The sequence below is a fragment of the Tessaracoccus rhinocerotis genome, from assembly GCF_007197885.1.
Taxonomy (GTDB): domain Bacteria; phylum Actinomycetota; class Actinomycetes; order Propionibacteriales; family Propionibacteriaceae; genus Arachnia; species Arachnia rhinocerotis.
On sequence record NZ_VKKG01000001.1, the window covers coordinates 53,148 to 67,900 of the forward strand.

The 14,753-nt window shown below is 67.9% G+C and carries 13 protein-coding genes; 5 read left to right on the plus strand and 8 right to left on the minus strand.

The genetic code is table 11. The annotated features are described in order from the left end of the window. The first annotated feature begins 47 nt into the window (after positions 1-47). Positions 48-530, plus strand: coding sequence for a DUF2505 domain-containing protein (locus tag FOJ82_RS00250; protein ID WP_143936475.1), 483 nt, complete (start codon positions 48-50; stop codon positions 528-530). A 4-nt stretch (positions 531-534) separates the two neighbouring features. On the opposite strand, the gene ku is transcribed toward FOJ82_RS00250, so the two are convergent. Then, positions 535-1,338, minus strand: a complete 804-nt coding sequence (gene ku, locus FOJ82_RS00255) for a non-homologous end joining protein Ku (protein WP_143936476.1) — start codon at positions 1,336-1,338, stop codon at positions 535-537. Positions 1,339-1,492: 154 nt separating this feature from the next. Here ku and FOJ82_RS00260 point away from each other — a divergent pair, with 154 nt between their 5' ends. The 3 genes from FOJ82_RS00260 to mmsB are packed head-to-tail and all read left to right on the plus strand — an operon-like array spanning position 1,493 to position 5,414. Further along, complete coding sequence (locus tag FOJ82_RS00260) at positions 1,493-2,680, plus strand: substrate-binding domain-containing protein (protein WP_143936477.1); 1,188 nt, start codon at positions 1,493-1,495, stop codon at positions 2,678-2,680. Then, positions 2,680-4,215 carry a multiple monosaccharide ABC transporter ATP-binding protein gene (gene mmsA, locus FOJ82_RS00265; RefSeq protein ID WP_143936478.1) on the plus strand — a complete coding sequence of 512 codons (1,536 nt, stop codon included), beginning with the start codon at positions 2,680-2,682 and terminating at the stop codon, positions 4,213-4,215. The genes FOJ82_RS00260 and mmsA overlap by 1 nt, the downstream gene beginning before the upstream one ends. Then, on the plus strand, positions 4,212-5,414 hold the full coding sequence (gene mmsB / locus FOJ82_RS00270) for a multiple monosaccharide ABC transporter permease (RefSeq protein WP_143936479.1): 1,203 nt from the start codon (positions 4,212-4,214) through the stop codon (positions 5,412-5,414). The genes mmsA and mmsB overlap by 4 nt, the downstream gene beginning before the upstream one ends. Here the strand turns inward: mmsB and FOJ82_RS00275 are convergent. Further along, positions 5,402-5,881: a DUF6912 family protein gene (locus FOJ82_RS00275; protein WP_143936480.1), complete on the minus strand. Its 480-nt coding sequence runs from the start codon at positions 5,879-5,881 to the stop codon at positions 5,402-5,404. The genes mmsB and FOJ82_RS00275 overlap by 13 nt on opposite strands. 186 nt (positions 5,882-6,067) lie before the next feature. On the opposite strand from FOJ82_RS00275, the gene FOJ82_RS00280 reads away from it, so the two are divergent. Continuing rightward, positions 6,068-6,436 (plus strand): Rv3235 family protein, encoded by a 369-nt coding sequence (locus FOJ82_RS00280; RefSeq protein ID WP_143936481.1) that lies wholly within the window; start codon positions 6,068-6,070, stop codon positions 6,434-6,436. A gap of 3 nt (positions 6,437-6,439) precedes the next feature. Here the strand turns inward: FOJ82_RS00280 and secA are convergent, their stop codons facing one another. The 6 genes from secA to mtrA form a co-directional block, all read right to left on the minus strand. Beyond that, a complete protein-coding gene (secA, locus tag FOJ82_RS00285) occupies positions 6,440-9,229 on the minus strand; it encodes a preprotein translocase subunit SecA (RefSeq protein ID WP_484421955.1) in 2,790 nt (929 codons plus the stop codon). A 116-nt stretch (positions 9,230-9,345) separates the two neighbouring features. Next, entirely contained in the window at positions 9,346-9,951 is a 606-nt protein-coding gene (hpf, locus tag FOJ82_RS00290; protein ID WP_143936482.1) for a ribosome hibernation-promoting factor, HPF/YfiA family, read from the minus strand. A 112-nt stretch (positions 9,952-10,063) separates the two neighbouring features. Then, positions 10,064-10,738 carry a ComF family protein gene (locus tag FOJ82_RS00295; RefSeq protein ID WP_143936483.1) on the minus strand — a complete coding sequence of 225 codons (675 nt, stop codon included), beginning with the start codon at positions 10,736-10,738 and terminating at the stop codon, positions 10,064-10,066. 52 nt (positions 10,739-10,790) lie between these two features. After that, complete coding sequence (locus FOJ82_RS00300) at positions 10,791-12,488, minus strand: LpqB family beta-propeller domain-containing protein (protein ID WP_143936484.1); 1,698 nt, start codon at positions 12,486-12,488, stop codon at positions 10,791-10,793. Further along, the gene (gene mtrB, locus FOJ82_RS00305; protein ID WP_342780563.1) at positions 12,485-13,987 is read right to left on the minus strand and encodes an MtrAB system histidine kinase MtrB; all 1,503 of its coding nucleotides are present in this window, start codon (positions 13,985-13,987) and stop codon (positions 12,485-12,487) included. The genes FOJ82_RS00300 and mtrB overlap by 4 nt, the downstream gene beginning before the upstream one ends. Before the next feature lie 40 nt (positions 13,988-14,027). Then, complete coding sequence (mtrA, locus tag FOJ82_RS00310) at positions 14,028-14,732, minus strand: MtrAB system response regulator MtrA (protein ID WP_143936485.1); 705 nt, start codon at positions 14,730-14,732, stop codon at positions 14,028-14,030. Between the last annotated feature and the right edge of the window lie 21 nt (positions 14,733-14,753).

The following is a 14,753-nucleotide window of genomic DNA, read 5'->3' on the forward strand; positions in this document are numbered from 1 at the left end:
CGCGAGCGGTGCGGTTCCCGGCCCCAACGCTGGGTACATTTGGCACCATGCAGCTGACCTACAAGCACACTTACAACGGCACGCCCGAGCAGGTAGTCGCCCTGATGCGGAACAAGGACTTCATCATCGACGTCGCGCAGCACGCCGGCGCCACAAGCCACGACGTCCAGATCGACGGGAACGTGACGCAGTTGCGGATGTCGCTGCCGGTTCCCGGCGACGTGGCGAAGTTCGTCGGCAAGGACGTCGACCTGTCCCAGCGTTTCGAGTGGGCGGAGCCCGCCGCCGACGGCACCAGCACCGGCCAGGTGAACGTCTCCGTCAAGGGGCTGCCGGTCACGGTCGAGGCCACGGCCGTTCTGCGCCCCACCGGGGCCACCACCGCCGGTGAGTACAGCGGGGACCTGAGGGTGAAGATCCCGCTGGTCGGCGGGAAGGTGGAGAAGATGGTGGCACCGTTCATCGAGCAGGCCTTCGCGGGCATCGAGCGCCGCGCCCAGGAGTGGCTGGCGCGCGACCAGCAGGGCTGAGCAGTCAGGATGCCTTCTTGGCCCCGGCGCGCCGCTTCTTGGCGGCCTCCACCGAGGCCTTGAGGGTGGCCATCAGGTCCACAACCTCGCCGGCACCCTCCTCCTCGCCCGCAGCCTCGGGGATGGGTGCCCCGGCGAGCTTGGCCTCCACGACCTCCGTGATGGCCTCCCGGTAGGAGTCGGTGTACTGCTCCGGATCGAACGAGCCCTCGAGCTGCTTGATCAGCAGGTTGGCCATCTCCAGTTCGGCGTCGGAGACGGTCACCTCGTCCGAGGGCTTCGCGAATTCTCCGTCGCGTAACTCGTCGGGCCAGAACATCGTGTGCATGACGAGCAGGTCGTCCTTGGGACGGATCAGCGCGAGCGACTCACGCTGCCTGAGGGCCACCTTCACGACCGCCACCTTGTCCTGCTTGGCGAGGGCCTCCCGCAGCAGCACGTAGGGCTTCTGACCCATGTTCTGCGGCTCCAGGTAGTAGGACTTCTGGAGGTATGCGTCGTCGATCTCGGCCTCGTCGACGAACTGGACCACGTCTACCGTCTTCAGCGTTCGAAGTGGTAGCGAGCTGAAGTCCTCGTCCGTCAGCACCGCCATGCGACCGTCCGAAGCTTCGAAGCCCTTGGCGATGTCGCCCCACTGCAGCACCTCGCCGCACTTCTCGCACACACGCTGGTAGCGGACGCGCCCGCCGTCCTCGCCGTGGACCTGGCGGAAACTCACGTCCTTGTCGTCGGTGGCTCCGTAGAGCTTCACCGGGATCGTCACCAGCCCGAACGAGATCGACCCGTTCCAGATCGCCCTGGGCATGTCGTCCTCCTGCGGTCGGTTGCACTTGCCATCCCCATCATCTCACCGGGGGGTGCCGTTATCACCGGGTTCGACTTGTAGTATCTTCGTCCCGATACGTAGTGATCTGCAACAAATGCGGTCACACGCTCGATCCCAAAGGAGGGACTCGTCCATGAACATCACGCGTCGCCAGATTCTGATCGGCTCGACCGTCTCCGCCGCCCTCGCGGCCCTCACCGCCTGCAGTTCGGAGCGCGGTGGCACGCCGGCCGCCGACGACCCGACCGACGGCACCACCGACACCGCCACCGACCCCACCACCGGCACCACCGAGGAACAGGCCCCCGCGGAGGACATCCTGATCGGAATCGCCATGCCCACCAAGAGCCTCGAGCGTTGGAACCGGGACGGCGCCCACCTCGAGTCGCTGCTCAAGGAGAAGGGTTTCCGCACCAGCCTCCAGTTCGCCGACGACAAGCAGGACCAGCAGAACAACCAGGTCCAGAACATGATCAATGACGGCGCCAAGATCGTGGTCATCGCCTCCATCGACGGCACCGCGCTGGGCCCGGTCCTGCAGCAGGCCGCCGACAGGGAGGTCGCCGTGATCGCCTACGACCGCCTGATCAACGGCTCCGAGCACGTGGACTACTACGCCACGTTCGACAACTACAAGGTGGGCCAGCTCCAGGGCCAGTTCATCATCGACAACATGGAGGACTACCGCGGCGAGGACGGCACGATCAACATGGAGCCGTTCGCGGGCTCCCCCGACGACAACAACGCCCGCTACTTCTTCGCCGGTGCCTGGGACCTCGTCTCCCCCCTGGTCGCCAGCGGTGAGCTGACCGTGCCCTCCGGAAAGGCCCCGGCCGACCTCGACGGCTGGACCGGAATCGGCATCCCCGGCTGGAAGTCCGAGACCGCCCAGTCGGAGATCGAGAACCGCCTGAACTCGTTCTACACGGACGGCAAGAAGGTCAACATCGTGCTGTCCCCCAACGACTCGTTGGCCCTCGGCATCGAGCAGGGCCTCGACGGTGCGGGCTACACCCCCGGCGAGGACTGGCCCCTGGTGACCGGCCAGGACGCGGACCTCGCCAACGTAAAGAACATGCTGATCGACAAGCAGGCCATGACCGTCTGGAAGGACACGCGCAGGCTGGGCGACCAGGTGGCGGTGATGATCGAGCAGATCATCGGCGGCACCGAGGTGGAGGTCAATGACACCGAGACCTACGACAACGGCGTCAAGGTGGTCCCGACGTTCATGGTCGAGCCCGAGGTGGTCACCAAGGACACCGTGGAGGAGAAGCTCGTCGACTCGGAGTTCTACTCCGCCGAGGACCTGGGACTCTGATGGCTGCGGCCCTTCTCGAGATGCAGGGGATCGTCAAGCGGTTCGGTCCCGTCACCGCCCTCGACGGGGTCTCCATGACGGTTCACGACGGCGAGATACATGCCATCTGCGGCGAGAACGGCGCCGGCAAGTCCACCCTCATGAAGGTGCTCTCCGGGGTCTACCCGGCGGGGAGCTACGAGGGGACGATCACCTATGACGGATCGTCGGTCGAGTTCCGCGACCTGAAGGACAGCGAGGCGCGCGGGATCGTCATCATCCACCAGGAGTTGGCCCTCTCGCCCCACCTCTCGATAGCGGAGAACATCTTCCTCGGCAACGAGCGCTCCCACCGGGGCGTGGTCGACTGGGGCGCCACCCACGCAGGAGCCACCGAGCTCCTGCGGAGGGTGGGACTCCGGGAGAAGTCCGGCACGCGGGTCATGGACATCGGCGTGGGCAAGCAGCAGCTGGTCGAGATCGCCAAGGCACTGTCAAAGGACGTGCGGCTGCTCATCCTCGACGAGCCCACCGCCGCCCTGAACGACGAGGACTCCGCCCACCTGTTGGGCCTGATGCGGACGTTGAAGGAGGAGGGGGTCACCCAGATCATCATCTCCCACAAGCTCAACGAGATCATGGCCATCGCGGACTCGGTCACCGTCATCCGCGACGGCGCCGTGGTCGAGACCGTGTCCAGCGCCGACCCGGATGTCAGCGAGGAGAGCATCATCCGGGCCATGGTGGGACGCTCCATCGACCAGCGCTTCCCCCATCGGGATCCGGAGATCGGGGAGGAACTGTTCAGGATCGAGGACTGGACCGTGCACCACCCCTCCGACCCGGGCCGCGTGATCGTGGACGGTGCCAGCCTCGACGTGCGCGAGGGCGAGGTGGTGGGCATCGCCGGCCTCATGGGCGCGGGCCGCACCGAACTCGCGATGAGCGTGTTCGGCAGGCAGTACGGCAGCAGCATCACTGGCCGTGCCCTGAAGCGTGGGCAGGAGATCCACCCCACGACCGTGCAGCGCGCGATCGCGGCGGGGCTCGCCTACGTCAGCGAGGACCGGAAACGCTTCGGGCTCAACCTGATCGCGGAGATCCGGCACAACGTGACCGCGGCGGCCCTCCACAAGGTCTCGAAGCGGGGCGTGGTGGACGCGGGTCACGAGACGAAGGTGGCCCAGGCCTACCGGGAGCAGATGCGGATCCGCAGCGCGACCGTGCAGGCCCCCGTGGGCCAGCTGTCGGGCGGCAACCAGCAGAAGGTCGCCCTCAGCAAGTGGATGTTCTCCGACCCGGACGTCCTCATCCTCGACGAACCCACGCGCGGCATCGATGTCGGGGCGAAGTACGAGATCTACACCATCATCAACCAGTTGGCCTCACAGGGACGCGGGGTCATCGTCATCTCCTCCGAACTGCCGGAGCTGCTCGGGCTCTGCGACCGGATCTTCACGCTCTGCGAGGGGCGCATCACCGGGGTCCAGGACCGCGGGACCGCCACGCAGGAGTCACTCATGCGCCTCATGACGCAGGAAAGGACCACGACATGACCTCCTCCCTCACCACGGCGCCGCCCCGGCGACGCTTCGCCGGGATCGCAGGCGGGGCCAGACAGTACGGCATCGTCGCCGCCCTCGTGGTGATCGTCGCCTTCTTCCAGTTCACCACCGGCGGACGCCTCCTCCAGCCCAACAACGTCACCAGCCTGATCCAGCAGAACGCATACGTGCTGGTGCTGGCGGTCGGCATGCTGATGATCATCGTCGCCGGGCACATCGACCTGTCCGTGGGCTCGGTGGTGGCAGCCGTGGGCGGCGTGATCGGCATCATGTTGGCCGACCACGGGGTGTCCCCCTGGATAGTGGTGGTGTCCGCGTTGGCTGTCGGAGCCCTGATCGGGGCCTGGCAGGGCTTCTGGGTGGCGTTCGTAGGGATCCCGGCGTTCATCGTGACGCTGGCGGGCATGCTCGTCTTCCGGGGCGTGGCGCTCGTCCTGGTCGGCTACACCCGTGCGGGCTTCCCCGGCGGGTTCCTCGCCATCTCGAACGACGGCGTCGCCGGGATGACCGGCTTCGTCGGACAGCTGGACGCCTTCACCTTGGTGGCCGGTGCCGTCGGCATCGGCGGGATCATCGTCACCAGCCTGCGAACCCGGGCTCTTCGGGCCAGGCACGGGCTGGCGCTGGAGTCGCCCAAGGTCCTCGTGGCCCGGCTGGTCCTGATCTGTGCCCTGATCGCGGTCCTCACGTACTGGATAGCCCTGAGCGCACTGGGCCTGCCCTACGTGCTCGTGATCGTGGGCGTGATCATCGTGGTGTACGCGTGGCTGATGGGCAACACGGTCTTCGGCCGGCACGTCTACGCGATCGGCGGCAACCTGTCGGCGGCGAAGCTGTCCGGGGTGAACACCCGCAAGGTCAACTTCTGGCTGTTCGTGAACATGGGCCTGCTGTGCGGCGTGACAGCCATCATCGTCACGTCCCGGTCCGGCGCCGCGCTGGCAGCGGCCGGGGTCAACTACGAACTGGACGCGATCGCCGCCTGCTTCATCGGTGGCGCCGCGGTCACCGGCGGCGTCGGGCGCGTGCTCGGGGCAGTCGTGGGCGCGCTCATCATGGGCGTGCTCAACATGGGCCTGTCCATCCTGGGCGTCGACCCGTCCTGGCAGTTCGTGATCAAGGGAATGGTCCTGCTGCTGGCCGTCGCCTTCGACATGGTGGGCAAACTCAGGTCGTCTCAGACGTCCTGAACGCCCCGGCGGAACTCCTCCACGCCATTCCAGAGCATGTCGTTGGCGTGGAGGAGTTCCTGCACCTGCGGGAAGTCCCATGCGGTGTCCACGTCCAGACCGGACGCGGCCGCGGCCGCATCCGCGAAGTCGACGCCCTCGGCCTCCGAGAACCAGCACGTGATCGACTCCGGCGGCACGTCCGCGACCACCACCTCACCGTTGGAGGCATCGGTCCCCGGGCTCACCTGCGACGCCGGGACCTCGGCCACGAGGACAAGCCGCTCACCATGGGCCGCGAGTGCGGCGACCGAGGCGATCACCATGGCGGCGTACTCCGCGTCCTCGGTCTGCGCTTCGGTGTACTCCAGTGCCTCCAGCAGTTCGCTGGTGACCGTGTGGGCCTGGCGTCGCGTCAGGGTGGTGACTCCCGTGATCGCGTCCAGTTCGTCGTTGCGGATGGGGATGAATACGAGTTGGCGCTGCACGCCGCCAGCCTAATCGGGACGGCGCCCGGCCGTGGGTCCGCCGCGCGCTCCGCCGCACCCAGGTGTTGTCAGTCGCGGCGCAGGTGTTGTCAGTCCTGCCCGGGGTGTTGCCAGTGACGGCTCGCGTGTTGCCGATCCCGGCAAGGCCCTTCCTACGCGGCGGACGCGGCCCCTAGCGTCCAGCACATGACCAAGCTATCCATCCCCGCCACGCCACCGGGCACTCCCCGCCGCGAGGACAGGCGGGTGCCGTCGGCAGCACTGGGGATCGCCGTCGCCGTCGTCGAGGCGCTGTCGGGCCGCCGGCCGTTGCACCAGATCCGCACGCGCATGACCCGGGCGGCGTTCGAGTCCCTCGTCGCACTCCTGGGCACAAGCCGCTTCACGGCCGTGGGTCAGGGGCGCATCACAGCCCAGATGCCGAGCGCAGAAGCCGTGGAAGCCACGGCCAGCATCAAGGTCGCCGGCCGCTGGCTGGCCTGCGTGGTGCGCCTGGACCTCGGCCCGTACGGCTGGGCGTGCTCGGAGTTCGCCGTGGTGGGCGTCCCCGCGTGAGCCTTACGCAGCGGCGCCGCCGTGGCAGTTCTTGTACTTCTTGCCGGAACCGCAGAAGCACGGCTGGTTGCGGCCGAGCTTGCGCTCGGTCTTGACCTGCGTCGTGGTGGAGCTTGCCTCCCCCGACTCGTCGGGTGCCGAGTAGCTGAGGTTCTGCTGCTCCTGCGCCTCCAGGCCCTTGGCGAGCGGCTTGCGCGCCGCCGGCTCCGCAGGTGCCTCCTGCGCCTCCCCACCGGAGGTGGAGAGCCCGGCCTTGCCCAGCACGTCGACGGGGGTGCCGTCGCCCTCCGTGACGAGTCCGACGTTGACCGCCGGCTCGGGCTTGTTGACCTCGAGGTTGAACAGGAGACCAACGACCTGCTCGAACGACGCCTCGCGCATCGCGATGAACATGTCGCCGCCCTCACGCTGGTACTCGACGAGCGGATCGCGCTGGGCCATGGCACGCAGGCCGATGCCCTCGCGCAGGTAGTCCATCTCGTAGAGGTGTTCGCGCCAGTTGCGATCCACGACGCTGAGCAGCACCTGCCGCTCGAGCTCGCGCATGGTGTCCGCGCCCAACTCCTCCTCGCGGCGGTCGTAGGCCTCCTTCACGTCCTCGGTGAAGATCTCGATGAGCTCGGACTGGTTGGGCAGGTCCTCGGGGAGGTCGTCGGCGTCGACGCCCACCGGGTACAGCGTGCGCAGCTCGTTGAGGAGCATGTCGATGTCCCAGTCCTCGGGAACCCCGACGGTGTGGGTGCGCACCACCTCGGCCACGACGGACTCCGCGCGCTCCCTGAGCTGCTCCTCGAGGTCCGCACCGTCGAGGACGCGGCGGCGGTCCCGGTACACCACGTGGCGCTGGCGGTTCATCACGTCGTCGTACTTCAGGACGTTCTTGCGCATCTCGAAGTTGCGCGCCTCCATCTCCTTCTGCGCCGACTCGATGGTGTTGGTCACCGACTTGTTCTCGATGGGGACGTCGTCGGGCACCTTCAGCATCAGGAGTGCACGCTCGAGCAGTTCCGGACGGAACAGGCGCATCAGGTCGTCGGACAGGGAGAGGTAGAACCGGCTCTCGCCCGGGTCGCCCTGGCGCCCGGAGCGGCCTCGCAGCTGGTTGTCGATCCGTCGGGACTCGTGGCGCTCGGACCCGATCACGTAGAGACCGCCGGCCTCGACGACCTCCTCGTGCTCGGTACGGACCTGGTCCTCGAGCGCCTGCAGGGTGTCGGGCCACTGCGCCTCGTACTCCTCCGGCGTCTCGACGGGGTCGAGACCCTGCTTGCGCAGTTGCAGGTCCGCCAAGAACTCTGGGTTGCCGCCCAGCATGATGTCGGTGCCTCGGCCGGCCATGTTCGTGGAGACCGTGACGGCGCCCTTGCGGCCCGCCTGCGCGACGATCTCCGCCTCCTTCTGGTGTTGCTTGGCGTTCAGCACGTTGTGCGGGATCCCGGCCTGCTTCAGGAGCTTGGACAGCAGCTCGGACTTCGCGACGGAGGCGGTGCCGATCAACACCGGTTGGCCCTTCGCGTGGCGCTCGACGACGTCGGCGATGATGGCGTCGTACTTGGCTTCCTCGGTGCGGTAGACGAGGTCCTTGCGGTCCTGGCGGATCATCGGGCGGTTCGTCGGGATCTGGATGACACCGAGGCCGTAGATCTTCTGGAACTCCGACTCCTCCGTCTTCGCCGTACCGGTCATGCCGGCGAGCTTGTCGTACATGCGGAAGTAGTTCTGCAGCGTGACCGTGGCGAGGGTCTGGTACTCGTCGCGGATCTGGACGCCCTCCTTCGCCTCCAGCGCCTGGTGCAGGCCCTCGTTGTAGCGACGTCCGGACAGCGAGCGACCGGTGTGCTCGTCGACGATGAGGATCTCGCCCTCCATGACGACGTAGTCCTTGTCCTTCTTGAACAACTCCTTGGCCTTGATGGCGTTGTTCAGGTAGCTGATCAGCGGCGTGTTCGCGGACTCGTACAGGTTGTCGATGCCCAGCCTGTCCTCGACGTGCTCGATGCCGGAGGCGTTGATGGCCACCGTGCGCTTCTTCTCGTCGACCTCGTAGTCGCGGTCCCGCTCCAACTGACGGACCAGCTTGGCGAAGACGGGATACCACTCGTGCGTGTCCTGTGCCGGTCCGGAGATGATCAGCGGGGTACGTGCCTCGTCCACCAGGATGGAGTCGACCTCGTCGACGATGGCGTAGTGGTGGCCGCGCTGGACGAGGTCCTCCACCTTGAGCGCCATGTTGTCGCGCAGGTAGTCGAAGCCGAACTCGTTGTTCGTGCCGTAGGTGATGTCCGCCTTGTAGGCCTCCCGCCGCTGGGCAGGGGTCATCTTGGACAGGATCACGTCCACCGTTAGCCCGAGGAAGTGGTGGATGCGCCCCATCTGCTCGGACTGGTACTTCGCGAGGTAGTCGTTGGTGGTGACGACGTGGACGCCCTTGCCCGTCAGTGCGTTCAGGTAGGCCGGGAGGGTACCGACGTGCGTCTTGCCCTCACCGGTCTTCATCTCGGCGATGTTGCCCCAGTGGAGCGCTGCACCACCCATGATCTGGACGTCGAAGAGGCGCTTGTCCACGACGCGCACGGTGGCCTCGCGCACCACGGCGAACGCCTCGGGCATGATCTTGTCGATGTCCTCGCCGTCGTCCAGGCGGCGCCGGAACTCATCCGTCATGGCGCGCAGCTCGGCATCGGACATCGCCTTGAAGTCGTCCTCGATGAGATTGACCTGCTTGGCGATCTTGTCCAGCTTCTTCAACTGCGCCCCCGAGCCAAGATTGCTCAGGAAATCCATGAATCCCACGTCGTCGGTCCTTTGGTTGACGTCATATCGGCGCCTAGCACCACCTTTGGTGGTTGCACGCCGCTGACCATCCTAGCCAGCGGCGGCGAACCACCCAAGAACTGGACCAACTCTCCTCAGGCGTCGACGTCCAGGTGGATCACTCCGTAGTTGTAGGCCTTGCGGCGGTAGACCACCGACGGGCGACCCGTGGCGGCGTCCTGGTACAGGAAGAAGTCGTGCCCGACGAGTTCCATCTCGTCCAGCGCCTGCGCCAGGGTCAGCGGAACGGCCTGGAAGACCTTCTCCCTGACAACGAGCGGCCCGTCCCCGGTGACCACCATGCCCGCCACCTCGTGGGTGTCGTCATCGTTGTGGGACTCCGCGTCCGTGGGCAGCGGCGGGAGGTCCTTCGGAGGCAGGGCCGACCGCAGTCCGCGGTGGGTCTTGCGGCGATCGGCGGCCTTGCGGAGCTGTGCCTTGAGGCGATCGAAGGCAGTCTCGAACGCGACGGTCTTGTCGTTGGCCCTGGCCTCGGCCCGGATCACGGGTCCTCGGCTGCGCAGGGTGATCTGGACCTCGACGGCGTCCGCCGGGTTCTTGGTCCCTTCGCTGGCGGAGAACTCGACCTCGCCCCGAATCAACCTGTCCTTGAACTTCTCCACCGAAGTGAGGCGGTCATTGACCAGACTCTTCAGGTCCGTTCCAACCGTGCAGTGCCTGCCAGTTACGACGATGTCCATCGTTCCTCCTATTCGGCGCCGAAGCGCTACGGGGTAAACACAGACGCCTCCGAACGGGCCCGGATTCCGGGACCTGAGTTCGAAGGCGTCTCCATTCCCCAACGCTACCCGGTTACCCAAACGAGGTGTGGGATATCCGGGACTTGGCGGGGGTGGTTCGGTCCGCGTCGCCGATCACCGCGATCCCCACCACCTGGTCCCCTGCGCAGGTCACGGCACGGACCGCCTCCGCCAGCGACGCGCCGGTGGTGACGACATCGTCGCACAGCACCACCGGGGCCCCGCACGGGCGCGCCCGCATGGTGCCGACGACGTTGCGGCTGCGTCCAGTCCTGCCCAGTTCCCGTTGGTCCAGACCCGAGCCGGACCTCGCCAGCAGGGGCGCCCACCTCAGGCCCGTACGGCGGGAGGCCCCCGCCGCCAACCGGCGACCGTGGTCGTGGCCCCGCGCGCGGACCTTCGCCGCGAGCGACGGCACCGGCACCAGCACCGTCTCCGGGCCCGGCTGCAGGGCGGCCACGGCCACTGCGAGACGCGCAGCCAGGACCCGCCCGAGGTGGAGCGCACCGTCGTCCTTGAACGCGGGCACAAGGTGTTCGACCAATGGGCGGTAGTCGTTCGCGCAGACCACCGGCACGCCATCCAGCGTGGGGCGCCGGACCCGCCGTGGCACCGCTGTCACGAGGAGCCGCGAGCAGGATGCGCACAGGGACCAGGCGGGCAGCCGGCATCCCGGGCAGACCGATCCCAGGAACAGGTGCGCAGCGGCGTCGAGGAGGGTGACCATGCCCACACTCTGGTCGGCGCGGTGCCCGCCGCGTCACTTTCCACAGCCCGGGTCAGCCCGGGTAGCTGACCTCACTCATCGTCACGTCCAGCCCGGTCCAGCGGCTGCGAGCCTCGTATCGGCGCACCTCGTTGTCCTCGCTCCGGATCACGACGGCGTCGCCGCCCATCCGAGGCAGGGCGGAGATCTGCACCGGGTCCGCGCCGACCGGGCCGATGTGCTCGACCAGAGCACCGTCCGCGGAGACCAGGTAGACCGACGGGTCGTCCTCGGTGCTGGCGATCAGCGCCAGTTCCGTCTCGCCGCTCCAGCTGACGTCGAGGTAGTCGTGCAACTGGTTGGACTGGTCCGCGACGACTATCTCGGTCGGGTGCACGAGGGTGGGCCGACCTGCGGCCGAGATCGTCGCCACCACCAACGTGTTGCCCTCGTCGCCGGTGGTCACCAGGGCGATCCGGGAACCGGCCTGGGTCACGGAGAAGTCGACCAGTTCCGAGGAGACCAGGCTGATGTCCACGGACGTCACGCGCTCCTGCGCATCGATGATGATCAGCCGAGTCCGGCCCTGGGGGTCCTCCCCCATCACCCACATCTCGCCCAGCACGATCTGCGCGGAGCGCAGGTTGGTGAAGTCCGACTCCACCTCTGCGAGCTCGCCGCTGCGGGGCCCCAGCAGCACGACCGTGCGGTCCTCGCTGATGAAACCCACCAGTGACGCGTCGAGGGAGATCGCCACCTCGGACACGTCCCGGCCGCCGGACTGCATCTGCACGAAGGAGCCCGACGGGGCGACCTGCCCTGCGATGGAGCGTCGGACACCGAACAGGTCTGGGATGGTGGCGCGTGACAGCACCTGGTAGCCCTGCTGGGAGGCGAGCTCGAGCACCCCGTCCTCGTTCTGCCCGGGCAGCGCCAGCGGCACCGCGCCGTCCTCGACGCTCACCCCGCTCATGCGTGGGATGGAGGTCAGGGACCACACGAGCTGCGCCCCCAGGTCGCGCCGGCGGTCCTCGCTCAGGGCGTCGGGCAATCCCCGCAGCGACACCGTCGCGGTCCCCTCGGAGTCGAGGCTGGCGCCGCGCGGACCGAGCGACGCGCTGGTGGGGATGGCGTTGCGCACCGCCGGGGCGAGCCTCTGGCTCGGCCCGGCGATCTGGGACTCGACGATCCGGCTGGGGGTGAGGAGCGCCTCGGGCAGGTGGATCATGTCCGGCACCACGTAGTTGCCGGAGCGGGACAGGAAGTAGGTGGTCACGTGGGCGTAGTAGCGCTCGAAAATGAATCGGGAGACCAGGAGACCCTCCGGGGCGTTCCCGATGCGCCACTCCCCCTCCTCCTGGACCAGCTGGAACCCGAACGCGTAGGGCCGGCGCTCCGACGTGAAGCGGCCCCATTCGTCCAGCGACCCGGTCACCGTGCCCTCGACCGAGAACTGGCCCTCGGCCTCAGTCACCACGCCGTCGTAGATCACGGCCCCGATCCCCGGGTCCCAGTCGTCGCGCACGGACGTGGCGAGGTACTCGCGCGCCACCCGGTAGTCGGCCTCGGGGTCGGCCATGGCCTGCATGAACCCATCGACGAGCCGCTCCGGGGTCACGCCCGCCTGCGGCGGCTCGGGCGCGATCTCGATGCCGGGCGGTGGGGCGCTGGCCGGGATGCTCTCGACCGGCCCCGCCACGGGGACGGTGGTGCACGCTGCCATCCCCAGGCCGAGGGCGGCCACCACGAGGGCCAGCACGATCCTTCTCATGTGTCGGTCCTCCTGGCCGTTACGTCGGTTGGGATGATGGGCAGCGGCGAACTTGTGAGCGCGGTGTCGGTGTCCTTCGGCAGGGTGAGCCGGAACTGGGCGCCCTTGCCGGGACGCCCCCAGGCACTGAGCCAGCCGTCGTGGAGCCGCGCGTCCTCCAGCGAGATCGCGAGCCCCAGGCCACTGCCACCCACGACGCGGGTCCGGGACGGGTCAGCCCGCCAGAACCGTTCGAACACCTGGGCCGCCTGGGCGGCCGGGAAGCCGACGCCGTGGTCCCGCACCGTGACCGCTACCGAGTCCTCGTCGCCTGCGACAGTGACGTGGACCGGCCTGCCCTCACCATGCTCGATCGCGTTGACCAGCAGGTTTCGCAGGATCCTCCGGATCCGGCGCGAGTCCATCATCGCCGTGGCGTCCCCGCGCGCGGTGAACCGCAGCTCGGTCCCCTGCTGCTCCGCGAGTGCGGTGTGTGCCTGGACCTCGGAGCGGACCAGTGCGGCCAGGTCCACGTCCTCCAGCGAGAGCACCGCCGCGCCGGCGTCGAACCGGGAGATCTCAAGCAGGTCCTGGAGCATGACGTCGAAGCGCTCGATCTCGGAGAACATCAACTCGGCGGCCCGGGCCGTCTGGGGCGGGAAGGCCCCGCGCGACTCGTGGATGACGTCCGTGGCCATCTTGATGGTGGTGAGCGGGGTACGCAGTTCGTGGGACACGTCGCTCACGAAGCGGCGCTGCACCGCCGAGAGGGTCTCCAGCTCGCGGATGCGCTGCTGCAGGTCGTCGGCCATCTCGTTCATCGACTCCGCCAGTGAGGCGATGTCGTCGGTGCCGCGCACCAGCATCCGCTCGTCCAAGTTCCCGGACGCCAGGCGGAGCGCGGTCTGGCTGGCCTTGCGCACCGGGCGGACCACCGTGACGGTGACCATGTAGGCGATCGCCGCGAGCGCGCCGAGCAGCGCCAGCCCGGTGCTGACCACCGCCCCCTGGAGAGCGCGGATGGTGGCCACCTCGCTGGTCATCTGGAAGATGTAGAAGATCGGGTACCGCTCCCCGCCGGAGTCCACCAGGACCGTTCCGACAGCCCAGCCCGGGACCGGGGCCTGGTCGTCGTCGACGAAGACCACCTCGGTTGGGGTGACGAACATCCCGGTGCCGGACTCCACGGCCGCGCGCAGTTCGGCGGGGACGGACTCCGCCAGGATCTCCGATGACTGGTAGACCGAGGAGGGCCCCTGGATCAACACCTGGTAGCGGCCGGACTCGGCGCCGGCGAGGGCCGCCAGCTGGATCAGTTGCTCGTTGATGGCGACGTTGCGGGTCTCCGGGAGCCGCAGTTGCTGCTGCATGAAGCTGTGGATGCCGATGGCCTCCGCGATCGAGGCCTGCTTCTTCGACTCGACGATGCCGGCAGTGGCCTGGTTGAGCAGCAACAGCCCCGCCAGCACGAGCACGACGAACGAGGCACCGAGCGTGAGGAACAGCACCCGAAGCGGCAGCGAGCTCCCCCAGAGGCTGCCGAGGCTGAGCTGGCTCCGCTCAGGACGCCTGCGCTGCTTCACCGGCCCGGTACCCGATTCCGCGGACCGTCACGATGATCTCCGGGTGCTCGGGGTCCTTCTCCACCTTCGAGCGCAGGCGCTGGACGTGCACGTTGACGAGCCTGGTGTCGGCCGCGTTCCGGTACCCCCAGACCTCGTCGAGGAGTGCCTCGCGGCTGAAGACCGTGGCCGGCCGCTTCGCGAGGGCGAGCAGCAGGTCGAACTCCAGCGGCGTCAGCTGCAGTTGTTCGCGGCCCCGCTTGACGGTGTGGGCGGCCACGGAGATGGACAGGTCCCCGATGGTGAGCTCGTCGGCACCGGGTTCGGCACTGACGCGCCGCAACCTGGTGCGGATGCGCGCGATGAGCTCCTTCGACTTGAAGGGCTTGGCGATGTAGTCGTCAGCCCCGGCCTCGAGCCCGGCCACGACGTCGGCCGTATCGGACTTGGCGGTCAGCATCACGATCGGGACGTCGGACTCTGCACGGATGTCGCGGCACACGGACACCCCGTCGCGACCAGGCAGCATCAGGTCAAGCAGGACGAGGTCGGGCCGGCTCTCCCGCAGGACCGCCAACGCGTTGCTTCCCGAAGCACAGTGCACCGTCTCGAAACCCTCTTGCCCGAGAACAATCTGGAGCATCTCCGAAAGCGCGGCGTCATCGTCGACGATCAGGATCCGACTACGGGTCCTCTCGCTCACTTGTCCCTCCCCAACTGCTAG